Genomic DNA, 25,736 nt, shown 5'->3' on the forward strand with positions numbered 1-25,736 from the left:
CCTGACGGATCGTCAGTTCTGGTTCTTGGCTTCCTCGTCGGCGTTCTTCAGCATCTCGGAGGTCTTCTGACCCTTGGTTCCGGCGCCCTCGACCTGGTCGCGCACCTTCTTGAACAGGTCGTCGAGATCGGCGGTCGGCCCGTCCACGTTCTTGTGGTACTCCTTGCCGATGTCGTCGTTGCCCGCCGAGCTCTTGTTGAACTCGTTGATCTCGTCGGTCCACCGGCGGACTTCCTCGATGGTGTCCGAGAGCGGGCCGAACTTGGCGAACTTGTCCTTCAGGTCCGCCATCGCGGTCAGCTGGGGCTTAGCCACGGAACTCCTCCTGCCGGTCGCGCTTGCGGCGGTCCGCCGCGGCGGCCTCGTCGGCGTAGCCGGGCCGCATGTCCCGCAGCGGCGCGAAGAGGTCGTCGAGTTCGGTCCCGCCGGTCATCGAGGCCCGCAGGGCCTCGCCCAGGCCGCTGAACGCGCCCATGGTCTCCGCGACCCGCTCGCCGATGTCGGCCCGCGCGGTGTTCAGCACGTCAGCCAGGACCTGCCCCAGCTGGGCCGGTGCCATCGACCGGTACGCGGTGGTGTGGAAGACCAGGGACACCACCTGCCCCTGCGCCCCGACCGTCGCGGTGACCATCCGGTCCTTGGACGTCACCGAGGCGGTGGCCGCCTGCAACTCCTTGGCGGCCACCGCCATCTTGGCCTGCTGCTCCTCCAGAGCGGCCATGGCCTGTTCGATCTGCTCGGCGTACGACAACGCCTTCACCCGCACTTCCGTCTCGTCCCGAATCCCGATGACGCGTCCCGGGCCTACGGGGGTGAGGCCCGGGACGCGCCGGCTCGTGGGGTCGTACGGTTCTCTCTACGGATGGGCGGGGTCCTGCGGTTCGACCGCCGACGCGAATCGCCCGGTCAGCGGCCGATGACGCCCGTCACGGCGCCCGAGTCGGTGCCCCAGACCTCCTCGTCCTCGGCCAGCCAGGTGGTGCGCTGCCGTTCCTTCTCCCCCTGACCGCCCGCGCCCGCGCCGGCACCGGCGCCCATCGGCGGCATCATGGGGCCGCCGCCACCGGTGGTGGAGACCCCCCGGCCCATCAGCTGGGCCTCCTCGCCGGCCAGCCCGGCCGCTGACGCCCGCTCGGCCGCCATGGTGCGGGAGGCCATGGCCTCCTCGGCGGCCGTCGCCCCCTTGTCGATGCCCAGGGCGGAGGCCAGGCGGTCGCTGACGCCGATGCGCGGCGGTCCCTGAGCGGCGATGCCGCCCATGGTCTTGGGGCCGGAGCCCTGGCCGCTGAAGGGCTCGCCGAACAGGTCGGTGCCGCTCTTGAGGGAGCTCGAACCGCCGGAACCGCCGAAGGAGATTCCGCCGCCGCCGAGCGAGCTCGGCAGGCCGGTCCAGCTGCTGCCGCTGCCGCCGCTGCCACCTCCCCCACCGACGACGAGCCCGCCGCCCCGCCCGGAGAGCGCGTGCTCCTCGTCGGACAGCAGCTGCTCGAACTGCGAGACGGGCCGACCGCTCGCGGTGCGGACGGTGCCGTCCGCGTCGATCTTGTCGTCCTTGCGGAGCACCACCGGGTTGCCGTTGGAGTCCTTCAGCAGGTTGCCCTCGGGGGTGGTGACCGTGCCGTCGTCGTTGATCTTCGAGCCCGGCGGCACCTTGAACGGCGTATTGGACGTCGACCCGCCCGAACCGCCCGAACCGCCCGAGCCGCCCGACCCCGTGGTCGGCTGGCCCACGACGGTGCCCACCGGCACGTGCCGGGGCTTGCCGTCGGGGCCGAGCAGCGGCTTGCCGTCGGGGCCGATGAGTTCGCCCTTGCCGTTGACCGTCGTCCCCGGCGGGACGTACATCGGCTTGCCGTCCTTGTCGAGGACCGGCTTGCCGTTCTTGTCGAGCAGCGGCGCCTGGCCGTTGCCTCCGCCGATCCCCCCGATGCCACCAATGCCGCCGATGCCACCGGTCCCGGTGCCGCCGCCCTTGCCACCGCCCCCGCCGCCGATCCCGCCGGGCTTCGGCGGCGGGGGCGGCGCGATGCCCGGCGGCGGAGCACCGGCGCCGCCCTTCGGCGGGCCCTTGGTGTCGTCCTTCGGGCCGTCAGGACCGCCGGGCCCCTTGTCGGGGCCGTCCTTCGGGGGGTCCACCTTGTCCGGCGCCAGGTCCATGCCCGGGGCCGCGAACGACATCAGGACCCTGGCCGCGGCCTCGTAGGCGGTCGCCAGGGCGGTCCCGGCGTCGGTGGCCGCCTTGTCGAGCACCCTGACGACCTCGTCCGTCCACTGCTTGGTCGCCGCGTTGTTCAGGACCGTGGCGAAGGCGGCGACCGACGCGGTTCCGGTGGAACCGCTCGTCATGGTCGTAGAGCCGCCGGTGACCGTGGCCTCGTACGAATCCCCTGAGGCGTCGTTCGTCGGGTAGCGGGTCGCCGTCAGCTTCTGGACTTCCTGCGTGAACGCGTAGTGGATGCACAGGTCCGGCCAGGCGTACGTGGCGTGCTTGTCCGGGTCGTCGTTCTTCTTGTACGCCCACGAGCCCGTGGGGTCCGTCAAGGCGCTGTACCCGCGCCAGGGGTTGTACCCGTTGTTGTACATGTCCTGCTGGACCTTGACCAGCGCATCGCCTGCCGCCTTCAGCTTGTCGGCGATGCTGCTGCCCGCGGCCGGCGCGGGGGCGTCGTCCTTGAACGCGTCGAGGTCGCCGCTGAGTCGGTAGTGCAGCGTCTTGAACTCGTTCTGCAGCCCGACCAGGACCTCCTTGAACCGGCCGGCCGCACTGCCCTGGAAATCGCTGCCCGCGCCGTCCACGGACTCGGCCCACTGGTGGATCTTCGCCCGGTTGTCCGCGAAGAACGTGTCCACCAGGGCGAGGATCCGCGCCGCCTCGGTCAGCGTCTTGTAGTTCGTGTTGTCGTTACCCGGGCCCCCCTGGAAGATGGCCCCGCCGAGGATCTCTCCGGGGTCGGTATGGAACAGGTGCAGCACGCTCCCCGTCTTACCGGAGGGCTTGTCGTCGAAGAAGGGCCAGTTGTAGGTCACACCCAGGATCGTGGTGAACGCGGTGGTGGCGTTGCCGTCACCGTAGTCCCACTCCGCCCACATGTCGTAGCCGGCGTTGTGGGTGGACAGGCCGTCCTTCTTCTTGCGCAGGTTGTTGTTGTACCGGGAGTCCGTCACCAGCTCCTGCCCGGTGATCCACGGCTGCCCCGTGACGTCCCCCCGCTTCACGATGGCGCTGTGGTCCGACCCCGCGAACGCCTCCAGCATCTGTTCCCAGGTGTACGTGACCTTGGGCGGCTCTGTCTTGGGCGGCTCGTCCGCCATGGTTTCCTCCGAACGCGGTGACACGGGTCAGGACATCGGTGTGCCGTCGGATCGGGCGGCCCCACAACCGTCCGATCCGACGACGGCCCTCACTTGGGCGGGGCGGGAGCTCCGGTGACTCCGCCGAGAACGTCCTTGAGGACGTCCATCATCTGGGCCTCCGTCAGGGCTTCACCGTCTCCGAGGTGAAGCTTCTCCCGCGCCTTGATCAGGTCGAGCACGATCTTGTCGACGTCGCCCCGGATGGCCTCGATCGATTCGCCCACGCTCTTGGAGAAGGCGTCGAAGTTGGCCTTCAAGGCCTTCGTCGCGGGGAACGATTCCCGCCCCGGCTTCAGGGCCGGCACCTCGCTCCAGGACGTCTTCTGGCCGTTGACGTCCTGCTCGAAGGCGTTCAGGTCCTTCACGAAGGTCTCAAGACCCTCGACCGTCACCTTGATCGTCGATTCACCCATGGTCGCGTGCCCCCGCCCGGACTAGAACTGCTTGCCGGCGTTGTAGTCCGATTCGATCATGATGTCGTGCATCTTGGTGAGCGTGCCCGCCGCGCCCTCGATGTCCTCGTCCATCTTCGACTCGTTGGCCGCGACGACCCGGGAGAGCTCCTCGAAGGCGGTGGCGGCGACACCCTGGAAGTGCCCGCCGTCGATCACGCCCCTCAGCTTGCCCATGAGCTCGTCCAGGTTGCTGCGCATCAGGTTGCCGGCCTGCCGGAGCTCGGCCGCCGACTGCTCGACCGTCTCGTGGTGGAGCTGGATGTTTCCGAAGTCCATCGGTTCGCTTTCCCTAGTCTTCCTGCTCTTCCGACGCGCCCTCAGGCGCCCTGGAGCCCGTTGTAGATGCCGTCCGCGGCGTGTGCCCGGGCGTCGTCCTCGGCCTGGGTGAGGATCTGGTTGGCGCCCTGGGTGGACTGGACGAAGTGCTCGAAGGCACCGATGACCTGCTGGTAGCGCTGCATCCAGTCGTCGACCCTCGACTGGAACATGCTGCTCGCCCCGGAGATGTAGCCGGCGGCGAGCTCCTCCTTGATCCGCTCGACCGTGCGGCCGGCGGTCACCATGTTCTCGATCTGCTGCTCCAGGCTCGAAAGAACCTGGCGGATCGCCTCGTCTTCCTTCGTCAACATGGACGGTGTGCCCACGGCATGCTCCCTTCCCTGCACGAGCGGGGGCGCGACTGCGACCCCGCACACGTTCCTGACCGACTCAACGGGCCCGCGAGACCGGGTGGTTCAGCTGCACGGGGCCGAACCGGGCGCGGCGGCCGCGGCGGCGGCCGTCGAGGCGGCCGTCGGCGTGGCGGCGGCCCCGTCGGCCACCGCCGCCGGGTCGAGGAGCGGCCCGGCGGGGAGCAGCCCGACCACCGGGGCGGGCACCGAGACCGGCGTGGCGCCCCCGTAGCCGAGCTGTTTGGCGACGGCCGTCGAGGGCAACGGATACCGCACCCCGGCCTCGGTGACCAGGTACTCGGTGCTGCCCGTGCCCGCGCCGGAGACCGCCTTGACCAGGGCCCCGCGCCCGGGCCGGACGGAGATCCGGTCGGCCACCGCGCAGGTGCCGCCCGCCGCACCCGACGGGACCGTCGGCGGGCGGCCGGTGTCCGCCGCGGCCGCGTCCAGGAGGGTGATCGCGGTGACCGGGGAGCCGGCGCCGGTGTGCAGGTCGGCGCAGACCCCCTCGCCGTGCAGCGGGGTGACCAGGGTCGGCGGCGTCTCGGGCAGTCCCGTGGCCGGAGCCCCGCCCGGCGCGGTGTGGGCGGCCAGGTCGACCGGGCCGATCAGCGCGGGCGCCGGGGCGTTGTTCGCGTACGCCTCCTTCTGGGTGCGCGGATCGCCGCGCAGCAGCTCGTACAGGGTCGTGGTGAGCGGGACCAGGCCGTCCTTGGTGAGCAGGTAGTGCGCACCGCCGGCGACGTCGAAGAGCTGGCCGATGCGGGTCGGCTTCCCGGAGAGCACCGGGCCGTCGCCGCCGCGCCCGGGGACGGCGGGGGAGGCGAGATCCGGTCCGGCGGGCAGCGCGTTCAGCACCCCGGCCGGGACGGGGAAGGGCGTCGCTCCGCCGTAGCCGAGTGCCTGCAGGGCCTGGTTGGCGGTGTCGACGCGCAGTCGCTGGCCCTGCCAGAGCAGGTGCACCGTCCCGTCCGGGAGGGAGACCAGCACGGCCTGACCAGGGGTCAGCGCCTTGCCCTCCTTGACCGGGTCCATCAGCAGGCCCAGCCGGGGCGCGGGGGCGCCGGTCGGGCCGGGCTGGACGGTCCCGCACACCAGCCAGGTGCCGCCCGCGAGTTCGGCGGCCGGCGGCAGCCCGTCGGGGGCGCCGACGATCCCGACCGGAGCGCCGCGCGGCACGTCCGCGAGCGACGCCCGGCCGACCTGGGCCACCGCCATCTGGTCGCCGGCCACCAGCCGGGCGCTGGTGTCGTTCAGCACCGGGTGCAGCTGCCCGCCCACGAACAGGTAGCGGGCGCCCGTCTCCTCCACCACCACGAGCGTGCCGGGCTTGGTCCAGCCGGCGTCGCCGCCGGGCTTGATGACCCCGTACACCACGACCCCGAGCCCGATCAGGACGGCCACGGCCAGTCCGGTCGTGGTGCCCCGGGTGGTCCGCCCGGTGGGGGTGTCCGGCGCGTCGGGCTCGGCCCGCAGCATGCCGGAGGCCAGCCTGCTCATCACGAACAGGTGCGCCTGCACCTGGTCGCGTCGGGACTGCATCCAGTTCCTCCCCGGTGTCCGGGCGCGCCGCTTCCGCGCCCCCACCCCGGTGCTACGGCCCGGAGGGGCGCGAGAGTTCACCGGGCTTCGTCGACCGCGGTTCTCCGTGGCTCGGCGTCAAGTCAAGTTGTCTGTACAGCTCCGGGCCCCTTGGCGGCCATCGGATCGTCATCGAACTCCCCGGCCCCGGTCACCTCGGTCACTTAGAAACATGACTGGTCCGGGTCGAACCGATGGTCCGGCGCCCGTCAGCAAGGAGCCCCACCCGATGAGTCCGATGCCCGAACTGTCGCGCCGCAGCCTGCTCGGCGGCGCGGCGGCGGCCGCCGTGCTGTCCGCCCTCCCGATCAGCGTCCAGGAGGCGCTCGCCGCGCCGGCCAAGCCCGGACGGCTGGCGGACATCCAGCACGTCGTGGTGCTGATGCAGGAGAACCGCGCGTTCGACCACTACTTCGGCACCCTGGCGGGCGTCCGCGGCTTCGGCGACCGGACGGCGGTGCGCGGGATCAACGGGCGCTCGGTGTTCCACCAGCCCGACCCGGGCCGCAAGGAGGGCCACCTGCTGCCCTTCCCGATGAACGCCGCGCACACCAGCGCCTACCAGCAGGGCGCGCCCGCCTTCGGCTTCGTGGACTCCATGAAGGCCTGGAACGACGGCCTCGCCGACGGCTCGGTCACCCGCCGCTCCGGCGGCTGGCTCGGCCAGGGCTACTACGAGAGCGCCGACATGCCCTTCTACCACGCGCTCGCCTCGGTGTTCACCACCTGCGACGCCTACTACGCGTCCGTCCAGTGCAACACCAACACCAACCGCGACCACCTGATGACCGGGACCAGCGGCGGCACCGTACGGGACACCCCGGTGACCGACAACACCGAGATCCCCGGCGGCTACGAGTGGACCACCTACGCCGAGCGCCTGGAGCGGGCCGGCGTCAGCTGGAAGACCTACCAGGCGCTGGACAACTTCGACGACAACGCGCTCGCCTGGTTCGCCCCCTTCGTCAAGGCCAAGCCCGGCGAGCCGCTGTACGAGCGCGGCATGCGGGCCGTCGGCGACCCGGCGAAGAAGAACGACCCGTTCGCGATGGGCGACGCCCTGGTCGACGCCTTCGCCGCAGACGTCCAGGCCGACCAGCTGCCGCAGGTGTCCTGGATCGTCGCCCCGGCCGCGCTCTCCGAGCACGCCAACTACGCGCCGCCGAACGGCGAGCACCTCACCGCCCGGCTGCTCGCCGCCCTGGCGGCGAAGCCCGAGGTGTGGCAGAAGACCGTCTTCATCCTCAACTACGACGAGCACGGCGGCTTCTTCGACCACCAGCTGCCGCCCGTCCCGCCGCTGGCCACCGGGCGCGGCAAGTCGACCGTGCCGGTGGACGGCGAGGTCGTCGTCCGCGTCGGCAAGGGCTCCGCCACCTACCACCGGGTCGTCGGTCAGGACGGCAAGTACCGGGTCAAGGCCGCGGACGGCTCGCTCACCTGGTCCGACACCCTGCCGGCCGGCGAGACCCTGGTCTCCGGCCCGTACCCGATGGGTCTGGGCGTGCGGGTGCCGATGGTCGTGGTCTCGCCGTGGACCCGCGGCGGGGTCGTCGACTCCACCGTCTACGACCACACCTCGGTGCTGCGCTTCCTGGAGCAGCGCTTCGGCGTCCAGGAGCCCAACATCAGCCCGTGGCGGCGCACCGTCTGCGGCGACCTCACCAACGTCTTCGACTTCTCCGGCCGCAACCCGGTCTGGCCGCAGCTGCCCGACACCAGCGGCAACCGGCAGAAGGTGGTCGACACCGGCAAGCTCCCCGCCCCCACCGTGCCCAGCCCGCAGGCCTTCCCGCAGCAGCAGCGCGGCACCCGCTCGGCCCGCCCGGCGCCCTACGACCTGCTGGTCAAGCCCCGGCTGAAGGGCGGCGAGCTCACCCTCGACCTGGTCAACCAGGGCCGCCAGGGCGCGGTGTTCGCCGTCTACCCGGCACCGGGCGGCGCGCCCCGGCACTACACCGTCGGCGCGAAGAGCCGGCTCTCCGACGTCTGGACGGTCGGCCCGGAGGGCTACGACCTGCGCGTCCACGGCCCCAACGGCGCGCTGTGGCACCTGCGCGGCGATGCCGCCGCCACGTACGAGGTGTCGCTGTCGGAGGAGCGCGACGGCAAGGTCCTCGAAGTCGACGTGATCAACCGCTCGCGCACCGCCCAGACCTTCCTGGTCGGCGACCTCGCCTACGGCGACGGGCTGCGCGAGGTGCGGGTCGCGGCCGGCGACGACCGGACCGTCAACCTCGCGGTCCGGCCCGAGGGCTGGTACGACGTCGCGGTGGCCGTCCGCGGGGACCTCACCTTCCGCCGCCGGATCGCCGGCCGCTTCCCCTGGGACGACCGGACGGTCACCGACCCGGCCCTGGGCCTGGCCGACCCGCTCGCCGTGGACGTCGCCCTCGGGGCCGCCTCCAGCACCATCGACGAACCCGTCCTGCTGCCCGGCCGCCCGGCCCGGGTCTCGGCCGTGCTCACCGCCACCACCGCGCTCACCGCCGTCGAGGCGCAGCCGATCGTCCCGCCGGGCTGGACGGTCACCGCCGTCACCGCGCCGCCCGCCTCGCTCGCCGCCGGCGCCACCGCCACCGCCGTCTGGGAGGTCACCCCGCCCGCCCAGCTGCCGGACGGCGCCACCCACCGGATCCTGGTCACCGCCCGGGCGCTGGCCGGCGACCGCTTCGCGATCGCCGACGGCGAACTCGCCGCCCGCCCCGCCCCCGTGATGGCCGGCCACCTGCTGGGCGAGGACTTCGAGTCGCTGGCCGGCGTGCTCCAGCCGCAGGACGGCGTGCTCGGCTGGACGGCTCAGGCGCCGCAGGGCTGGTCGGTGGTCAACGCCCCCGGCATGCCGCAGGGCACCGTCCGTCTCCAGGGCTGGACCTTCCACACCAAGCGGGAGTGGTCCACCCCGGCCGGGCAGGACCGCGGCAACTTCACCCGCGGCCTGGGCGTCCTCGCCGTCGCCGACCCGGACGACTGGGACGACACCGGCTCCCCCTCCCGGAAGGGCGTCTTCGACTCCACGCTCGTCTCCCCCGCCGTCCGCCTCCCGGCCGGCGCCGACACCCTGTACCTGGCCTTCGACTCGCACTACCGGCAGGAGGCCCCGCAGAAGGCGTCCGTCACCGCCGTGTTCGACAACGGCACGGAGACCCGCCTGGTCTTCTACAGCGCCGACGCCACCGGCAACGACAACGCCGGCAAGGACGTCCAGAACACCCTCGTCACCCGCCGCCTCGCCGTCCCGGCGGGGGCGCAGGCGGTGACGCTGAAGTTCCGGATGTACGACGCGGGCAACAACTGGTACTGGGCGGTCGACCACGTCCGCCTGGACAGCCGGCCGATCACGGGCTGACCGTCCGGGAACGGCCCGATCGGCCGTGCTGCGCCGCCCCTGCTTTCCGGGCTCGGCGCGGCCCGGCCGCTCGGTCAGGCCCGGCCGCTCGGTCAAGCCTGGTCGGCCGGTCGGGCCCGGCCGCTCGGACCGATCGGTCAGGCCGGGCCCGAGGAGCCGCCGGAGGCCCCGGCGGCCTCGGGCTGCTGTTGGGTCGAGCAGTGGATGCCGCCACCGCCGGCCGCGATGGCGTTGATGCTCACCGGGACGATCTCGCGGCCGGGGTGGAGGTCGGCCAGCACGCCCGCCGCCCGGTCGTCGGAGGCCTTGTCCCCGAACTGGGGCATGATCACGGCCCCGTTGACGACGTAGTAGTTGAGGTAGGTGGCCAGGAAGTCCTTGCCCCGGTCCGGCTGCCCGGTGAGGTCGGGTTCGGCGAGTTCCACGATCCGCGGCTTGCGGCCCTTGGCGTCGGTGGTGGAGCCGAGCACCTGCAAGGCCTGGTCGGAGGCGCGGGACCAGATGTCCGGCGGCGTGTCGGGGCCGGGGCGGTGGATGACGACCACGCCCGGCTCCGCGAACCGGGCCAGGGCGTCGATGTGGCAGTCGGTGATGTCCTGCCCGGCCACGCCGGCGAACCAGATGACCTTCTGGACGCCGAACAGGTCCTTCAGGGCCCCCTCGATCTGGTCGCGGCTGGTGCCCGGGTTGCGGTTCGAGTTGACCCACGAGCTCTCGGTGGCCATCAGGGTGCCCTCGCCGTCGACCTCGATCGCGCCGCCCTCGCCGGTGATCGGCGCCTGGATGCGCCGGATCCCGTAGTGGTCGAGGAGGTTCCGGGCGACCTTGGCGTCGCTGTCGTGGGTCTGCTTGCCACCCCAGCCGTTGAAGTTGAGGTCGACGCCGGCCAGCCCTGCCGGGCCGGTGACGAAGGTCGGAGCGGTGTCGCGGGCCCACAGGTCGTCCACCGCCAGGTCGAGGACCTCGACGCTGGAGCCGCACAGCTGCCGGGCCGCGGCGCTCTGGTCCGGTCGGGCCATCAGCACCACCGGTTCGAACCGGGCGACGGCCTGCGCGACGTGCGCGATGTCCTGGCGGACGGCGGGCAGTTGGTCGCCCCACACCGAGTCGAGGGCCGGCCAGGCCATGAACGTCCTGGTGTGCGGACGCCACTCGGCCGGCATCGCGTACGACGCCGCGGCGCTCGCGGCTCCTCCCGTGCCCGTGCCGGCGGCCGTGGTCGGCTCGTCCTTCGGGGACGAGGCCCCCGACGAACCGCAGCCTTCCACCATCGCGACCACGGCCACGGCCGCCCCGGAGCGCAGCACGGCCCGGCGGGACAGGGCGGGTTCTCTCACGGCAGGTCCCCTCGTCGACACGGATTCCACCCCGAAACGGGCGATATCCGACAGTAGGGGCGGCCGGCGGGTCCGGCGGCGAGCCCGCGCGGCGCCGATCGGGCGAATCGGGCGATCCGCCGGGCCGGGAGGGCCGGGTGGGCCGGGTGGGCCGGGTGGGCCGGGTGGGCCGGGTGGGCGCCTCCCGGGAGAGACTGAAAGTTCAGTCAATAATTCGAGTACAGTGGACCACCGTGCCAGACCGTCGAACAGAGATACTGAGAGCGGCCACGAGACTCATCGCGCGACGCGGCGTACGCGGACTGCGGGTGGGGGAACTGGCGGCCGCGGCCGGGGTGTCGACCTCGCTGATCTACTACCACTTCACCGACCGCGCCGGGATCCTCCGCGAGACCCTGGAGTTCATCGGCGAACGGGCCGACCGCTACACCGCCGAACCGGAGCCCGGGGCGCCCGCGAACGACCCCTGGAGCGAACTGGCCCAGGCCCTGCTGCTGGAACTCCAGGACTCCACCGAGGTCCGCGAGAACAGCACCGCCTGGGGCGAGTTGCGGGCCAGCGCGGTCTTCGAGTCCCGCCTCCGCGAGGACCTGGCCAGGGCCACCCACACCTGGGTGCACGAGATCGCCGGCCTGCTCGGCCGCGCCCACCCGTTCGGCACCGCGCCCGCGCACGCGGCCTCCGCCGAACGCCTCACCGCACTCCTGGAGGGCCTCTCCATCCGGTGGCTGAGCGGCTCGCTGCCGCTCGACCGCGCGCGCAGCCTGCTCGGCGAGGCGATCGGCACGGAGATCGCGGGCTGGCGGGCCGAACGTCTCCCGGGCCGACCGGACAGGCCCTAAGGCAGCGGTTCCTGCATCGTGGAGCAGTGGATGCCGCCGCCCCCGGCCATCAGGCGGTCGACGTCGAGCTGGACGACCTCGCGCCCGGGGAAGGCCTCGGCGAGGGTGCGCCGGGCGGCCTCGTCCTTGTACACGTCGCCGAACTGCGCCGCGATCACGCCCCCGTTGACGACGTGGAAGTTCAGGTACGAGTCGACGAACTTCGAGTCCCGCGAGCGGACGGTGTCGGGGCCGTCCACCCGGATCACCCGGAGCCGGCGGCCCCTGGCGTCGGTGGCCCGGGAGAGGATGTCGAACTGCTCGCGGGCGTCCCGGGCCCAGACGTCGTGGCGGTCCGCCGGGGGCAGTTGCACCAGGACGACGCCCGGCCGGACGAACCGGGAGGTGACGTCGATGTGGTCGTCGGTGATGTCCCGGCCCTTGATCCCGGGGACCCAGATCATCTTGTCCGCGCCGTACACCTCCAGGACGGCCTCCTCGATCTCGTCCCGGCTCATGCCCCGGTTGCGGTTCTTGTTGACCAGGCTGCTCTCGGTGGCCATCAGGGTGCCGTCGCCGTCGGTCTCGACCGAGCCGCCCTCGCCGACGAACTCCGCGTAGGAGAAGGGGAGTCGGAGCATCTCGGCGATGCCGCGCGCGACCTCCGCGTCGTCGCGGTGGGTCTGCTTGCCGCCCCAGCCGTTGAAGTTGAGGCCGACGGCGTCGAGCCGCCCGTAGCCGTCGCGCCGGAACACCGGGGCGGTGTCCCGCATCCAGAGGTCATCGGTGGGGACGGCGTCCGTCACGGTGACGGCGGATCCGCACAGGGACCGGGCCTCCCGGACGCTGTAGTCGTCCGGGGCACACATGACCACCGGCTCGAATCGGGCGATCGTCCGGGCGATGAGCGCGATGTCCTGCTGGACACCCGCCAGCTGCCGGCCCCAGACGGACTTGCAGGACGGCCAGGACATCCAGGTGCGGGCGTGCGGGACGTCGTCGCGGTCCACCCACCACTGCGGGAGCCCGGCCTCGCCGGCGTACGGCAGCCCGTGCTCCGCCTGGTGCGGGGGCGGGGCCCCGAAGAGGCGGTCGAACAGGGAGCGGTTGTCACCGTGGGTGTTGCTCATGACGATCTCCGAATCAAGTATTGCCCACCGAGTGACCGGTGGCCCCGCAGCCGCAACTCTGACATTGACTGAATTTTCAGTCAAGCTCCAGATCATGGAACTGCCCAGCCGGCCCCGACACGGGAAAAGGCCCGGCCCGGGAAGAGGCCCGGCGCGCGAGAAGGCCCCGGCACGCGAGAAGGCCCCGGGCCGCCTCGCCCGGGGCCGGAACGCGACGCGCGCTACCCGCGCAGTCGCTCCACTTCGGCCTCGATCGCGCCGGCCATCAGCTCGCGCGCGTGCGCCACCGGCAGGCTGCCGCTGAGCCAACGGACGCTCAGCCCCTCCAGCAGCGCGGTCAGCCGCTCGGCCGAGGCCGCCAGGGCGGCGGCCCCGTTCATCGGCCGCACCTGTCCGAGCAACTCCGCGACCTCCTGAACCCAGACGAGGGTGGCCCGGGCCAGGTCCTCCCGCAGCTCGGGGTCGAACACCGCACTCGCCCGCAGCTCGCCCCAGGCCGTGCTGTTCTCCCGCACCTCGGGGGTGTCCTGGAGCTCCAGCAGCAGCGTCTGCTCCAGCTCGCCCCGGGCGTCCAGCGGCGGCGCGTCCGCCGCGCGCTCCGTCGTGTAGCGCTCGGCCCGGTCGTTGATGAACTCCAGCGTCGCGCGGAGGATCCCCGCGCGGTCCTTGAAGTGGTAGTAGATCAGCGCGGTGGACACACCCGCCTCCGCCGCCAGTTCCTCCACGCGCAGCCCGCGGACGCCGCGCCGGGCGATGACCCGCGCAGCCGCTTCCATGATCAAGGTTCGACGGTCAGCCACAAGGAATCACCTTACCCGGACGGGGCACCGACCGACCGGAGGACCCCATTCCTGACTGAAATCCCAGTCGGGGTATGATCCGGTGCGCTTCACGACACCGGCGTCCGCCCGGGCCCCGGCCCACCCGCCGCACCCTCGCCCCGCCCCGCCCCGCCCCGCCTTGCCCCGCCCCCGCTCCGCCACTCCCCCGTCCCACCCGCACGACCCGCTGGGAGCCAGCATGACCGCAGAGCCCTTCGGCGCCCCGTCGCCCACGGCGTTCCAGGCGCTGTCCCCGGACGACCCCCGCGAGGTCGGCGGCTACCGCCTCTGCGCGCGGCTCGGCGCAGGCGGCATGGGCCTCGTCTACCTGGCCTACACCCCCGGCGGGCGGCCGGTCGCGCTCAAGGTCGTCCGGCCCGAACTCGCCGAGGATCCCGAGTTCCGGCACCGCTTCGCCCAGGAGGTCGCCAGCGCCCGGCGCATCCACGGCCTCTACACCGCCCAGGTGGTCGACGCGGGCACCGACGCCGCCACTCCCTGGCTGGCCACCACCTTCGTGCCCGGTCCTTCCCTCCAGCAGGTCGTCCAGCACTACGGACCGCTGCCCGAACGGAGCGTCCTGCTGCTCCTCGCCGGCATCGCCGAGGCCCTCCAGGCGATCCACGCGGCGGGCGTCGTCCACCGCGACCTCAAGCCCGGCAACGTCCTCGTCGCCACCGACGGCCCCCGCGTCATCGACTTCGGCATCGCCCGGGCCGCCGACGCCAGCCCGCTCACCGGCACCGGTCTGCGGATCGGCTCGCCCGGCTTCATGGCCCCCGAACAGGCCCTCGGCCTGTCCGCCGCCCCGGCCACCGACGTCTTCGCGCTGGGCGCCCTGATCGCCTACGTCGGCTCCGGCACTCCCCCCTTCGGCGACGGGCCCGAGCCCGCCTCGCTGTACCGGGCGGTGCACGAGGAGCCCGACCTCTCCCAGCTGCCGCCCGGACTGCACGAACTGGTCCGGCTCTGCCTGGCCAAGCGCCCCGAGGACCGGCCGGGCACCGCCCAGCTGATCGAGGCCGCCCGCCGGCACCCCGCCACCGGCGGCGAGCTCCGCTTCTCCGACGACTGGCTGCCCCAGCGGGTCAGCAGCGCGATCCGCCGCCACAGCGACCTGCCGACCACGCCCGGCACACCCGCCCCGCCCGCCACCGTCCTCTCCCCGGCCCGGGCCGCGGCCGACGCCCCGACCACGCTCGGCCTCCCCGCCCCGCCGCCCACCCGGCTGCAACCGGCCCCCGACAGACCCGAGCCCGCCGCCCCGGCCCGCCGGCACACCCGCACCCGCACCCGCACCGTGCTCCTGACCACCGCCGCCCTCCTCGTCGGCGCCGCGGCCGCGTTCGTCCTGCTCGATCCCGAGTACCTCGACGACCTCGACGACCAGAACGTCGCCGCCGGCCTCGCCCCGTCCGCCGGCGCCGCCACCACCGCCCCGGCCCCCGGCCAGGCCACCACCGCCGCCGCCACCACCACGACGGCCGCCGGGTACACCGCCGTCCACACCAACCTCGAACTCGCCTCCCCCGACCCCACCTACGAGTTCGACCTCAAGGCCGGGAAGGTCACCGCCCAGGACGCCTCCACCTGGTACCTGGGCCGCCACGCCGGCGAGTTCTCCATCCCCGAGGACAGCGACGCCTACGTCGCGCCGACCGGCCGGCTCACCCTCCCCGACTGCGTCAAGGGCGTCGAGACCCAGCCGGTCTCCTCCCTGCCCTTCAACGCCCTGCGCACCGACCGCAGCTTCTGCGTCCGCGCCCAGGGTGGCCAGGACATCGCCATCATCCGCATCCTCGCCACGGCCGACGACGGCCCGGTCCGGATCTCGCTCACCTCCTACCACCGCTCCGCCTGACGCGGCGCCACCCCGGGCGGACGGCCTGGACGACGAGCAGCTGCGGCGACCGATGACCCCGTCGGGGACGAACCTGCCGGGCCTGGTCAAGCACCCGGGGGGTGCCGAGCCGGGCTGGTTCTGCGAGGCGTTCGGCCGCGGGACGGGGCCCCTGCCCTTCGACCTGGAGGCCGACGAGACCTCCGATATGAGGGTGGAGCCGCACGAGTCCACCGAGGACGTCCTGGCGTACTACGCCCGCGCCCGCGCCGCCGCCGCCGCCGCCGACCAGATGATCGGCGAGCTCGACCTCGACGACCTGGGCAAGGCCTGGTTCGGCGACGCCGTGTCGCTGCGCTGGGTGCTCATCCACATGGTGACGGAGACCACGCGGCACGCGGGCCACATGGACATCCTGCGCGAACTCCTCGACGGCGCGGCCGGCGACCACAACCGGGGCTGAGCCGGGCAGGAGCCGCACCCGCGCCATCCCGCGCTGTCTCCGGTGAACGCCTGACGTGCCCGCCCGGCGCCTTCACACTGGTGGTGAAAGACGCAGGCCGACCTGCGACCGCGAAACCCCGAAGGTGCACATGAGTGAGCGATTCGCCGCGTTGGACGACCTGGCCGAGCGGTGGGGCCTGAGCGGCCTGGAACTCGTCGGCCAGGGACTGGAGTTCTCCGTGTTCCGGGCGCAGGCGCGGGACGGGCAGCCCGTCGCGGTGCGGCTCGCGCGCCAGCGGTTCGAGTCGAACGCCAACGACCCCCACGTGGACACCCGGACCCTGCTCCGGCAGGAGTACGCCATCGCGAAGCACCTGGCCGCCCACGGCCTGCCGGTCGCGCAGCCGAGGGAGCTCGTCCTGGCGGACGACCCGGCCGCCCCCGACGTACTGCTGTCCGCCTACGTCCCCGACGACGGCTCGGACCTCGACTCCTTCGAGCTGGGTCACCTCCTCGCGCGGCTCCACCGGGTGCCGCCGCCGCAGCTGAGGCCCGTCGCGGCGGAGGGAACCGGCACGGCGGCGGCGATCGCCGCACGCATCGGGCGCCGCTGGGCCGAGATCGGCCGCCGCGTCTGCGACTGGCCCGAGCCGCCGGCCGCTTCCCTGATCGCCGGCCACCTCGCCGGTTTCACCGAGGACAGCCTGCTGCACCTCGACGTGCGCAGCGCCAACATCCGCCGCCACCAGGGGCGGGCGGTCGCCCTGCTCGACTGGTCGAACGCCCTGCTCGGGCCCCCGGCCCTGGAGTTCGGCCGGCTCGTCGAGTACGCCCGGTACCCGGAGAACGACCTCGACCCGGCGGCGGTCCGCAGCGGGTACGCGAGGACGGCGACCGCCCCGGCCGACGACGATCCGTGCCTGGTCGTGGGCCGGCTGGACGCCGCGCTGATGCTGGCGCTCGTCTTCCTCTCCGAGGCGCCCGACGCCGGCCGGGGCCCGGCGGCGGCCGACCACGCCCGCGAGCTCGCGCTCAGGATGGGCGCGGGCCACGCGTGAGGAAGCCCGGGAGCAGGGCTCTCAGGGCCGGCCGAGGACGCGGTCGACGGCGATCTCGATGACCACCCGGTCCGGGTTCGCCCGGGGTTCGCGGTAGCGCTCGGTGTAGCGCCGCTCGGCGTCGGCGACCTGCTCCGGCTCGTCCCGGACGACGGCCACGCCCTCCAGGGTCGACCAGCGTGCCCGGTCCACCTGGCAGACCGCGACCCGCAGGCCCTGCGGGCCGGCCGCCGCCACGTTGCGGGCCTTGCGGCTGGTGCGGCTGGTGATCACCCGGGCCGTCCCGGTCTCCGGCTGGTACGTCACGCCGACCGGCACCACGTGCGGCGAGCCGTCCGGGCGAGCGGTGGTCAGGGTGGCGATGTGACGCTCCCGCCAGAAGGCGAGGAAGGCGTCGTCGAGGTCGCGGGGATCATGGGCCATGATCGCGATGCTACGGCCCCGGAGCACGCGCCGTGCTCCGGGGGCCGTTCATCGTCAGTGCCCGCGGGCGATCCAGTCCGGCAGGGCCGGGGCCTCGGCGCCGATGGTGGTCGGGTCGCCGTGGCCGGTGCGGACCACCGTCTCGGCCGGGAGCGACAGCAGCCGCTCACGGATCGAGTCGATGATCGTCGGGAAGTGCGAGAACGACCGGCCGGTCGCGCCCGGGCCCCCGTGGAACAGCGTGTCGCCGGTGAAGACGGTGCCGAGCTCCGGCGCGTACAGGCAGACCGCGCCCGGGGCGTGACCCGGGGTGTGCAGGACGGTCAGCTCGGTGCCGGCCACCTCGATCCGCTGCCCGTCGGCGAGTTCGCCGTCCGGGAGGCGCTCGGGGTGGGTGAGCTTCCACAGCGGCAGGTCGTCCGGGTGCAGCAGGATCGGCGCGCCGGTGCGGGCGGCGAGGGCCGGGGCGGCGTCGATGTGGTCGTTGTGCGCGTGGGTGGAGACGATCGCCAGCAGCCGGCGCCCGCCGAGCGCGGCCTCGATCGCGTCGGCGTCGTGCGCGGCGTCGATCACCACCGCCTGCTCGTCGTCGCCGACGATCCAGACGTTGTTCTCCACCTCCCAGCTGCCGCCGTCGAGTTCGAAGGTCCCGGCCGTCACCAGCCGGTCAATGCGCGGACTCATGCGCCCACCTCGCTTCGCTTGGCAGGTGCTTCGCCCGATGCGCACCTCTCGATGGTTCGCTCGCTACGCTCGCTCACAGGACCACGACCGAACGGAGCACGTCGCCCTGGTGCATGCGCTCGAACGCCTGCTCCACCGCGTCGAGTTCGATGGTCTCGGTGACGAACGCGCCGAGGTCCAGTCGGCCCTGGAGGTGGAGGTCGATCAGCATCGGGAAGTCCCGCGAGGGCAGGCAGTCGCCGTACCAGGAGGACTTCAGCGCGCCACCGCGGCCGAACACGTCGAGCAGCGGCAGCTCCAGCGTCATCTCCGGCGTGGGCACGCCGACCAGGACGACGGTGCCGGCGAGGTCGCGGGCGTAGAAGGCTTGCTTGTAGGTCTCCGGGCGGCCGACCGCCTCGACCACCACGTCCGCGCCGTTGCCGCCGGTCAGCTCCCGGATCGCCTCGACCGGGTCGGTGCTGCGGGAGTTGACGGTGTGGGTGGCGCCGAGCTTGCGGGCCGTCTCCAGCTTGCGGTCGTCGATGTCGACGGCGATGATCTTCGCCGCGCCCGCCAGCCGCGAGCCCATCACCGCCGCGCCGCCGACGCCGCCGCAGCCGATCACCGCGACCGAGTCGCCGCGGCCGACGCCCCCGGTGTTGATGGCGGCGCCGATGCCCGCCATCACACCGCAGCCCAGCAGGCCGGCGACGGCCGGCGAGACCGCCGGGTCGACCTTGGTGCACTGACCGGCCGCGACCAGGGTCTTCTCGGCGAACGCGCCGATCCCCAGCGCCGGGGACAGCTCGGTGCCGTCCAGCAGCGTCATCTTCTGCTTCGCGTTGTGGGTGTTGAAGCAGTACTGCGCGCGGCCGCGCCGGCAGGCGCGACACTGGCCGCACACCGCGCGCCAGTTGAGGACGACGAAGTCGCCCGGCTCGACCTCGGTGACGCCCTCGCCGACCGACTCGACGACGCCCGCCGCCTCGTGCCCGAGCAGGAACGGGAACTCGTCGTTGATGCCGCCCTCGCGGTAGTGGAGGTCGGTGTGGCAGACCCCGCAGGCCTGGATTTTGACCACCGCCTCGCCCGGCCCCGGGTCCGGCACCACGATCGTGGTCACCTCCACGGGCGCGCCCTTGGCGCGCGCGATGACTGCCTTGACCTGCTGGGCCATCCGATTCCACCTCCGTCGGCCGATGCGGCTCTGCACCGGCGTGACCTGCGACAAACGACTGCCCACGAAGCGTAGCGCCCGTAGCGACGGGCACCGACGGGGCGGGCCCGGTGATCCGGCTCACCGCACCGGCCGCGAGGGCGTCATATGCCGTCGAGATATCCGCCGGACCCCCGGCGCGGCCCGCAGGACAGGGCGCGCGGGCGGCGCCGAGCGCCCGTCAGCGTGCCTCGAAGTGCCCGGAAAGGAGCGCCGTTGGCTGGAAGTGCCGCTGACGCGCGCGCCACCGCCCACGTACGGTCGTAGCAGAAGCGGTCCACGCGACCACGCTCAGCACATCCGCCCCACCCGACGGTGCGCCACCGCGCGCCGTCCGCGCCGAGGCGTACCGACCGTACGCCGTCGCACGATTCGCGCCATCCCCCGTTCCGGTCCGCGTTCGCCTTCGCTTCCGCCTTCGATCCGCCGTTCGTCCCACCCGATCCGCCGTTCGTCCCGATCTGCCGCCCCACCCGATCCGCCGTTCGTCCCGGTCCGCCGGACCCGGCCCGGGCCGAGCCGCCCGCCGGCCCGCCCCACCCGTCCCCGCACCATCCCGGTTCCACCCCCCGTCGGGCCGTCACGCGCGGCCCCCCGCCCTGGAGTCTGGAGTACGGATGTCCGCCGAGAACAGTGCGACCGGTGCCGGAACCGGCACCGTCCCGCTCATCCCGCTGCACTGCCTGCGCAGCCTGGAGCCCGGCCCGCCCCGGCTCGCCGCGCTGCCCACCGGCACGCCCGTCTGGCTGGTCAGCCGCCACGCGGACGTGCGGCAGGTGCTGACCGACCCGCGTCTGGGCCGCGCCCCGCTGTACGAGCCGGACGCGCCGCCGATCACCGCCATCCCCAACATCCTCGACGACCCACAGGGCCTGCTGAACATCGACGGCACCGAGCACCAGCGGCTGCGCCGCACCGTGCAGCGGGCCTTCACCCCGCGCGCGATCGCCCGCTGGCGGCCCTGGGTCGCCTCGGTGGTCGAGGCCCTGATCGACGAGCTGATCGACCACGGCTCCCCCGCCGACATCGTGGCCGGCTACACCCGGCCGCTACCGGTCCACGTGATCAGCCGGCTGATGGGGCTGGACAACCTGGACGGCAAGAAGCTCGCGCACTGGAGCGACCACGCGCTCTCCGCCACCGCCTACACGGCCGAGGAGATCGCCACCGCCATGGCCGAGTTCGCCGGCTTCGGCGCCGCCGTGATCGCCGAGCGCCGCGCCGACCCCGGCGAGGACCTGGTCAGCAGCCTGCTCGCGGCCGCCGCCGAGGACGGATCGATCACCGAGCGGCAGCTGGTCACGCTGGTCATCGGCCTCGTCGTGGCCGGCCACGAGACCACCATGACCAGCCTTGGCAACGCGCTCGTCTACCTGCTCGCCGACGGCCGCGAGGCCTGGCAGCGGCTCGCCGCCGACGAGGCCAGCGCGACCGCCGCGACCGAGCAGATCCTGCGCGCCGTCCCGCTCGGCGACGCCAAGCACCTGCCCGGCCTGCTGCGCCGCACCATCGAGGACGTCGAGATCGGCGGGGTGGTCATCCCGGCCGGCAGCGTCGTCGCCGCCGACACCGGCGCCGCCAACCACGACCCGTCGGTCTTCACCGGGGACCTGCTCACCGAGCTGTTCTCCCCGCTGGCCGCGCCGATGCTGACCTTCGGGGCCGGGCCGCACCACTGCCTGGGCGCCTGGCTGGCCCGGATGGAGCTCGAACTCGCCCTGCACCGCCTGGCCCGCCGGCTGCCCTCGCTGCGCCTGACCGGGCCCGTCGAGGAGATCGACTGGCGGAAGGGCCTGCTCACCCGCAGCCCCGAGACCCTCCAGGTCGCCTGGTGACGGCCACCCCGGGGACGGGCGCCGACGCGGTGGTCGTGCGGGTCGACCGGGACCGCTGCATCGGCTCCGGGATGTGCGCCCTGAGCGCCCCCGGCTCGCTGGTGCTCGGCGCCGACGGGCTGGCCGAGCCGGTGGCCGACTACGCGGCCGACGGCGCCGAGCTGACGGAGGCACTGGCCGACGCGGTCGACTTCTGCCCGGTCGAGGCGCTGACCCTCTACTCGGCCGCGGGCGGCTACCGGATCGCCCCGCCGGAGTGACCGCGCCCCGGCGCCGCCTGCCGCACCACGGCCGGCGGCGCCGGGGGCATCCCTGGATCGATGAGCCAGGCTAATCGACGGATGAGCTCATCGATCTTGTTCCGCCCTCGGCGCGGCTGATGGGCTGGCTCCATGACCGACGCCGACACCCTCGCGCCCCCGACCGCCCCCGGCAGCCCGCCCCGCTGGGCACCGATCACCGCCGTGGCCCTCGCCACCTTCACCGTGGTCTCCGCCGAGATGATGCCCGTGGGGCTGCTGACCCCCGTCTCGAAGACCCTCGGCGTCTCCGACGGCGTCACCGGGCTCTCCCTGACCATCACCGGGCTCCTCGCCGCCGCCCTGTCCCCGTTCGTTCCCGCGCTCATCGGGCTCCGGGACCGCAAGCACATGCTGGTCGCCTTCATGCTGCTGCTGTCGCTGGCCAACGCGCTCACCGCGCTCGCCCCCGACTACCCCGTGCTGGCCGCCGGCCGTGTCCTGCTCGGCCTCGCGATGGGCGTCGTGTGGGGCATCACCGCGGGGCTGGGCCCACGCCTCGCCGACGGGCCGCGGATCGCGCTCGCCACCACGCTGATCTTCTCCGGCGTCTCCATCGCCTCGGTGCTCGGCGTCCCCCTGGGCACCTACCTCGCGGCGCTGCTCGGTTGGCGCTCCGCGTTCTGGGCCCTCGCCCTGCTCGGCGCGGTGTCCGCCGCCGTCCTCGCCCGCACGCTCCCCGCCCTCCCCGTCCACGAGCGCGGCCGGCTCGACCGGATCGCGGACGCGCTGCGCAGCCGGGGAGTCGCCGCCGGACTCGCCGTCACGGCGCTGGTCGTGCTCGGCCACTTCACCGGCTACACGTACGTACGGCCGGTGCTCGAACTCGACGCGGGCCTGAGCAGCGGCGTCATCGCCGCCTGCCTGCTGGTCTACGGACTGGCCGGCGTCGCCGGGAACTTCACCCTCGGCCCGGCGGCCGGCCGGCGCCCCAAGGCGGCCGTGACCACCGCCCTCGCGGGCGTCGCGCTCGCCACCGCCCTCCTGCCGCTCCTCACCGGGAGCGTGGTGGCGGTGCTGATCGCGCTCGTCGTCTGGGGCGCCTCGTACGGCGGGGTCTCGATCTCCACCCAGACCTGGGTCCGGATCGCCGACCCCACCCGGATCGAGGCCTCGGCGGCGCTGTGGGCGGGCGTGTTCAACGCGAGCATCGCGCTGGGCTCGTTCGCCGGCGGCCTGGTCATCGACCGGGCCGGGACCCACGCCGTGCTCCTCACGGCGTCGCTGATCACGGCGGCCGGACTGCTGCTCGCCGCCGTCACGCGCCCACGGCGGTGAGCGCCCGCACGAAGGCCCCGGCCAGCGGGTGCGGCGGCCGCTCGCCCTGCACCACCAGCAGCGTGGACGGCTCCAGGCCCGGCACCGGCAGATAGCGGATGTCCGGCCGCTGGACGTACGCCGTGCTCGCCTCGCACAGCAGCAGCCCCAGGCGGGTGCTGGCCACCGTCGACAGCCCCTCCTGGAGCGTGGCCGCGCCCGCCGGGTAGGCCAGCTCCCGCCCGTCCGGCGTCCGCCGCGGGGCGTTCGCCCGGCGCCAGTAGTCCGGGGCGGGCCCACGCGGTTCGATCAGCGCCAGCCCGGCCAGTTCGTCCGCCGAGACGCTCGCCGCCCCGGCCAGGCGGTGCCCGGCGGAGAGGGCGACGTACATCGGCTGCCGCGAGAACTCCAGCAGCACCCGCAGGCCGTCCTCCCGGCACGGGGACAGCACGATGGCCAGGTCGACCTCGCCCCGGCCCAGGTGGGAGAACGGATCGCCCCAGGACAGTTCGACGAGCTGGGCCGCCCCCTCCGCAAGGCCCGCGATCGCCCTGGCCACCGGCTCGTACACGGCGCACTGGAACCCCAGGCGCAGCGGCCGGTCCGTCGAGGCGGCCCGGGCGCGGGCCGCCTCGAAGCCCTCCCGGAGCCGGTCGACGGCGGGCACCACCTGCTCGGCCAGCTCGCGCCCCAGCTCGGTCAACTCGACCCGCCGGCTGGTGCGTTCGAACACCGGGGCGCCGACCCGGCCCTCCAGCCGCTTGATCAGCTGGGAGACCCGGCCCTGCGAGACGCCCAGGAGCTGCGCCGTCCGCCCGAAGTGCAACTGGCGCACCAGGACGGAGAAGCACTCCAGTTCCTGGAGCGGCAGCTCCGGGAGCACGGGGCCTGGCGTCGTCCGATCCACCCCGGCAGTCTAGGTGTTCCGACCTGTGAGGTCGGGAACGCCGCAGGCCAGTGCCGCGCGCAGCTCGGCGGCCGGGTCGCCCGCGTGGTACGGGCGTTCGCTCTCCTCGATGTGGTCCAGGAACTCCTGGTAGCGCAGCGCGTAGGACAGGTGGTACAGCGGCTCGACCAGCTCCAGCGCGCGCCACGGCCGGGATCCGGGCGCGTGCTCGCTCCAGGCCTTCAGCCAGACCTCGACGAGGTGCTGCCAGCGCTCCGGCGCGAGGTAGGCGCGCGGGCGCAGCCCGTCCAGGGCGGGGTGGCCGAGGCAGGAGTCGGCGTAGTCGACGACCACCGGACGCTCGCCGTCGGAGCGCCAGTTGCCGGGGTGGAAGTCGCCGTGCACCAGGGTCTCGGGGAGGCCGCAGGCCGCCAACTCCTCCAGCAGCGCAGGCAGTTCGGCGACCAGTCGGCGGACGTCGGCCAGTTCCCCGGGCGTCAGGTCGGTCTCGCCGGGGAGCCGGTCGAGCAGCGCCTGCGCCTGGGCGAGCAGGGTGCGGGGCGTCCGGTCGCGCAGCCCGACCTTCGCCGCGCGCCCGTCGGCGGCCAGCGCCGCCTGGGCGGCGACCAGCCGGGGCACCACCTCCTCGACAGTGTCGAGGGACGGCGACCAGCAGTCCTCGCCGGGCACGTGGTCCAGCAGCAGCCGCCCGCCCGCCGGGTCGGCGGCCAGCACCGGCGGCACGAGGCCCGGGTCGACGCCGCCGAGCAGCGCGATCACCTCGCCCTCCCGGGCGTTGAAGGCGGGCGTCGTGGTCTTCAGCCAGGCGTCACGGCCGGTGGCCGTCGGGAGGCGGAGGAGGCCCGACAGGTTCCAGGTCCGGATCTGCCGCGCCGGGCCGGCGACCGGACGGCCCGCCCCGGCCAGCTCCGCCTCCGCCCAGGCCAGCGCCTCCCCCAGCCCGGCCGACGTGGCCCAGGCCGCGCGGCGCTCGGTGGGGCCGAGCAGCGCGGCCGTCCCGGCGTCCAGCGGCCGGGCCTCGACGGCTGTCGGCCGCTCCAGCGCCTCGGCGTGGTACCACACCTGCCCACCGTGCCCGCCGCGCCCGCCCTGCTCGCCCCGCCCCTCCACCAGCCGCAGCACCAGCACCGGCACCCCGGCGAGTTCGGCCGTCCGCGCCCCCACCCCGTCCACCGACGACCACCACCCGCCCGCCGCCTGGAACGGGCCCACGGGGCCGAAGTACTCGGCCCCGTGGGTGAGATGGACCGTGACGGTGCGTTCGCTCGCTCGCTGCATCCGGGCAGCTTCGCCCACCCGGGCCCGGTACGCGAGCGAATTTCCGGACGCCTCGGGCCGGGACCGGGCCGATCGCGTTCGCGCTACGGGATCGCCACCGCCGCGCCGGACACCCGGATCCGGCTGTCCGCCGTCCGCAGTTCCACGTGGAGCACGCCCGGGCGGCCCAGGTCCTCGCCCTGGTGGAGGGTCAGCACCGCCGGGGCCGCCGCCGCGCCCTGCTCCCGCAGGTAGGCGCCGAAGGCGGCCGCGGCGGCGCCGGTGGCCGGGTCCTCGACGACGCCGCCGACCGGGAAGGGGTTGCGGACGTGGAAGACGTCCGCGGCCTCGCGCCAGACGAGTTGGAGGGTCACCAGGTCGCGGGCCCGGGTGTAGGCGGCGAGGCCGTCGAAGTCGTAGTCGAGGCGGGCCAGGCGGTCACGGGTGGCGGCGGCGAGGACGAGGTGGCGGGCGCCGGCGTAGGCGATCCGGGGCGGCAGGGTCGGGTCCAGGTCGGTGCGGGCCCAGCCGAGCAGGGCGAGGACTTCCTCGACGTCGGCCTCGGTCACGTCCTCCACCTGCGGCTCGACACTGGTCAGGGTGGCGCGCAGCACGCCCTCCGCGTCCTGGTCGACCTGGACGGGGACTTCGCCCGCGGCCGTCGTGAAGACGTACTGCCCGGGGCCGGTGCGGGCGGCGAGCGCAACGGCGGAGGCGACCGTGGCGTGGCCGCAGAACGGCACCTCGGTGAGCGGGCTGAAGTACCGGACTCCGTAGGCACCTTCGGTCGCTCCCGCGGTCAGGAAGGCCGTCTCGGAGTAGCCGAGCTCGGCGGCGATGGCGAGCATCCGCTCGTCGGTCAGGCCTGCGGCGTCGAGTACGACGCCCGCCGGGTTGCCGCCCTCGGGGCGGGTGGTGAAGGCGGCGTAGCGCAGGATGCGGGGTGAGGCGTCGTCGGTCATGCCCGGACGAACGCGTTCCGCTCCCCCGCTGTTCCCGCTCACCTGTTCCCGAT

General features: G+C 73.8%; 24 protein-coding genes. 8 read left to right on the forward strand and 16 right to left on the reverse strand.

All coding sequences use genetic code 11. From position 1 onward, the window contains the following. Nucleotides 1–12: 12 nt before the first annotated feature. From ACIOGZ_RS06230 to eccB, 7 genes are all read right to left on the reverse strand, one after another. Nucleotides 13–315 carry a hypothetical protein gene (locus tag ACIOGZ_RS06230; RefSeq protein WP_363587577.1) on the reverse strand — a complete coding sequence of 101 codons (303 nt, stop codon included), beginning with the start codon at nucleotides 313–315 and terminating at the stop codon, nucleotides 13–15. Continuing rightward, on the reverse strand, nucleotides 308–760 hold the full coding sequence (locus ACIOGZ_RS06235) for a YbaB/EbfC family nucleoid-associated protein (RefSeq protein ID WP_363587575.1): 453 nt from the start codon (nucleotides 758–760) through the stop codon (nucleotides 308–310). The genes ACIOGZ_RS06230 and ACIOGZ_RS06235 overlap by 8 nt, the downstream gene beginning before the upstream one ends. Nucleotides 761–906: 146 nt before the next feature. Continuing rightward, a complete protein-coding gene (locus ACIOGZ_RS06240; RefSeq protein WP_400985059.1) occupies nucleotides 907–3,312 on the reverse strand; it encodes a hypothetical protein in 2,406 nt (801 codons plus the stop codon). 89 nt (nucleotides 3,313–3,401) lie between these two features. Continuing rightward, nucleotides 3,402–3,767, reverse strand: a complete 366-nt coding sequence (locus tag ACIOGZ_RS06245; RefSeq protein WP_363587571.1) for a hypothetical protein — start codon at nucleotides 3,765–3,767, stop codon at nucleotides 3,402–3,404. Between the two features lie 21 nt (nucleotides 3,768–3,788). Further along, entirely contained in the window at nucleotides 3,789–4,085 is a 297-nt protein-coding gene (locus ACIOGZ_RS06250; RefSeq protein WP_363587569.1) for a hypothetical protein, read from the reverse strand. A 41-nt stretch (nucleotides 4,086–4,126) separates the two neighbouring features. Further along, nucleotides 4,127–4,453 carry a hypothetical protein gene (locus tag ACIOGZ_RS06255; RefSeq protein ID WP_363587567.1) on the reverse strand — a complete coding sequence of 109 codons (327 nt, stop codon included), beginning with the start codon at nucleotides 4,451–4,453 and terminating at the stop codon, nucleotides 4,127–4,129. A gap of 90 nt (nucleotides 4,454–4,543) precedes the next feature. Further along, a complete protein-coding gene (gene eccB / locus ACIOGZ_RS06260; protein ID WP_363587565.1) occupies nucleotides 4,544–6,022 on the reverse strand; it encodes a type VII secretion protein EccB in 1,479 nt (492 codons plus the stop codon). Nucleotides 6,023–6,290: 268 nt separating this feature from the next. On the opposite strand from eccB, the gene ACIOGZ_RS06265 reads away from it, so the two are divergent. Next, nucleotides 6,291–9,410 carry a phosphocholine-specific phospholipase C gene (locus ACIOGZ_RS06265; protein ID WP_400985060.1) on the forward strand — a complete coding sequence of 1,040 codons (3,120 nt, stop codon included), beginning with the start codon at nucleotides 6,291–6,293 and terminating at the stop codon, nucleotides 9,408–9,410. A gap of 137 nt (nucleotides 9,411–9,547) precedes the next feature. Here ACIOGZ_RS06265 and ACIOGZ_RS06270 read toward each other — a convergent pair whose 3' ends face one another. Further along, on the reverse strand, nucleotides 9,548–10,747 hold the full coding sequence (locus ACIOGZ_RS06270; protein WP_400985062.1) for an agmatine deiminase family protein: 1,200 nt from the start codon (nucleotides 10,745–10,747) through the stop codon (nucleotides 9,548–9,550). Between the two features lie 233 nt (nucleotides 10,748–10,980). Here ACIOGZ_RS06270 and ACIOGZ_RS06275 point away from each other — a divergent pair, with 233 nt between their 5' ends. After that, entirely contained in the window at nucleotides 10,981–11,589 is a 609-nt protein-coding gene (locus ACIOGZ_RS06275; RefSeq protein ID WP_363587559.1) for a TetR/AcrR family transcriptional regulator, read from the forward strand. Here the strand turns inward: ACIOGZ_RS06275 and ACIOGZ_RS06280 are convergent. Beyond that, a complete protein-coding gene (locus tag ACIOGZ_RS06280; RefSeq protein ID WP_400985064.1) occupies nucleotides 11,586–12,698 on the reverse strand; it encodes an agmatine/peptidylarginine deiminase in 1,113 nt (370 codons plus the stop codon). The two genes, ACIOGZ_RS06275 and ACIOGZ_RS06280, sit on opposite strands and share 4 nt — an antisense overlap. Before the next feature lie 221 nt (nucleotides 12,699–12,919). After that, the gene (locus ACIOGZ_RS06285) at nucleotides 12,920–13,474 is read right to left on the reverse strand and encodes a TetR/AcrR family transcriptional regulator (RefSeq protein ID WP_063350538.1); all 555 of its coding nucleotides are present in this window, start codon (nucleotides 13,472–13,474) and stop codon (nucleotides 12,920–12,922) included. A gap of 244 nt (nucleotides 13,475–13,718) precedes the next feature. Here ACIOGZ_RS06285 and ACIOGZ_RS06290 point away from each other — a divergent pair, with 244 nt between their 5' ends. The 3 genes from ACIOGZ_RS06290 (at nucleotide 13,719) to ACIOGZ_RS06300 (ending at nucleotide 16,861) form a co-directional block, all read left to right on the forward strand. Further along, nucleotides 13,719–15,380 (forward strand): serine/threonine-protein kinase, encoded by a 1,662-nt coding sequence (locus ACIOGZ_RS06290; RefSeq protein WP_400985066.1) that lies wholly within the window; start codon nucleotides 13,719–13,721, stop codon nucleotides 15,378–15,380. Further along, nucleotides 15,289–15,822, forward strand: coding sequence for a DinB family protein (locus tag ACIOGZ_RS06295; RefSeq protein ID WP_400806002.1), 534 nt, complete (start codon nucleotides 15,289–15,291; stop codon nucleotides 15,820–15,822). The genes ACIOGZ_RS06290 and ACIOGZ_RS06295 overlap by 92 nt, the downstream gene beginning before the upstream one ends. 130 nt (nucleotides 15,823–15,952) lie before the next feature. Beyond that, nucleotides 15,953–16,861 (forward strand): phosphotransferase family protein, encoded by a 909-nt coding sequence (locus ACIOGZ_RS06300; RefSeq protein WP_400806005.1) that lies wholly within the window; start codon nucleotides 15,953–15,955, stop codon nucleotides 16,859–16,861. 21 nt (nucleotides 16,862–16,882) lie between these two features. Here the strand turns inward: ACIOGZ_RS06300 and ACIOGZ_RS06305 are convergent, their stop codons facing one another. The 3 genes from ACIOGZ_RS06305 to ACIOGZ_RS06315 form a co-directional block, all read right to left on the reverse strand. Further along, the gene (locus ACIOGZ_RS06305) at nucleotides 16,883–17,284 is read right to left on the reverse strand and encodes a pyridoxamine 5'-phosphate oxidase family protein (protein WP_063350534.1); all 402 of its coding nucleotides are present in this window, start codon (nucleotides 17,282–17,284) and stop codon (nucleotides 16,883–16,885) included. Between the two features lie 54 nt (nucleotides 17,285–17,338). Then, on the reverse strand, nucleotides 17,339–17,968 hold the full coding sequence (locus ACIOGZ_RS06310; protein ID WP_363617457.1) for an MBL fold metallo-hydrolase: 630 nt from the start codon (nucleotides 17,966–17,968) through the stop codon (nucleotides 17,339–17,341). A 73-nt stretch (nucleotides 17,969–18,041) separates the two neighbouring features. Then, nucleotides 18,042–19,127 carry an S-(hydroxymethyl)mycothiol dehydrogenase gene (locus tag ACIOGZ_RS06315; protein WP_363587547.1) on the reverse strand — a complete coding sequence of 362 codons (1,086 nt, stop codon included), beginning with the start codon at nucleotides 19,125–19,127 and terminating at the stop codon, nucleotides 18,042–18,044. A 656-nt stretch (nucleotides 19,128–19,783) separates the two neighbouring features. On the opposite strand from ACIOGZ_RS06315, the gene ACIOGZ_RS06320 reads away from it, so the two are divergent. The 3 genes from ACIOGZ_RS06320 (at nucleotide 19,784) to ACIOGZ_RS06330 (ending at nucleotide 22,578) form a co-directional block, all read left to right on the forward strand. Next, a complete protein-coding gene (locus tag ACIOGZ_RS06320) occupies nucleotides 19,784–21,001 on the forward strand; it encodes a cytochrome P450 (RefSeq protein ID WP_363587545.1) in 1,218 nt (405 codons plus the stop codon). Continuing rightward, on the forward strand, nucleotides 20,998–21,261 hold the full coding sequence (locus ACIOGZ_RS06325; RefSeq protein ID WP_363631955.1) for a ferredoxin: 264 nt from the start codon (nucleotides 20,998–21,000) through the stop codon (nucleotides 21,259–21,261). The genes ACIOGZ_RS06320 and ACIOGZ_RS06325 overlap by 4 nt, the downstream gene beginning before the upstream one ends. Before the next feature lie 132 nt (nucleotides 21,262–21,393). Further along, a complete protein-coding gene (locus tag ACIOGZ_RS06330; RefSeq protein WP_400806013.1) occupies nucleotides 21,394–22,578 on the forward strand; it encodes an MFS transporter in 1,185 nt (394 codons plus the stop codon). Here ACIOGZ_RS06330 and ACIOGZ_RS06335 read toward each other — a convergent pair. The 3 genes from ACIOGZ_RS06335 to ACIOGZ_RS06345 form a co-directional block, all read right to left on the reverse strand. Further along, the gene (locus ACIOGZ_RS06335; protein ID WP_363587539.1) at nucleotides 22,559–23,464 is read right to left on the reverse strand and encodes a LysR family transcriptional regulator; all 906 of its coding nucleotides are present in this window, start codon (nucleotides 23,462–23,464) and stop codon (nucleotides 22,559–22,561) included. The two genes, ACIOGZ_RS06330 and ACIOGZ_RS06335, sit on opposite strands and share 20 nt — an antisense overlap. 9 nt (nucleotides 23,465–23,473) lie before the next feature. Then, nucleotides 23,474–24,742 carry an aminoglycoside phosphotransferase family protein gene (locus ACIOGZ_RS06340; RefSeq protein ID WP_363587537.1) on the reverse strand — a complete coding sequence of 423 codons (1,269 nt, stop codon included), beginning with the start codon at nucleotides 24,740–24,742 and terminating at the stop codon, nucleotides 23,474–23,476. An 83-nt stretch (nucleotides 24,743–24,825) separates the two neighbouring features. Further along, entirely contained in the window at nucleotides 24,826–25,683 is an 858-nt protein-coding gene (locus ACIOGZ_RS06345) for a PhzF family phenazine biosynthesis isomerase (RefSeq protein ID WP_363587535.1), read from the reverse strand. Between the last annotated feature and the right edge of the window lie 53 nt (nucleotides 25,684–25,736).

The organism is Kitasatospora sp. NPDC088160 (assembly GCF_044741445.1).
Classification (GTDB): Bacteria; Actinomycetota; Actinomycetes; order Streptomycetales; family Streptomycetaceae; genus Kitasatospora.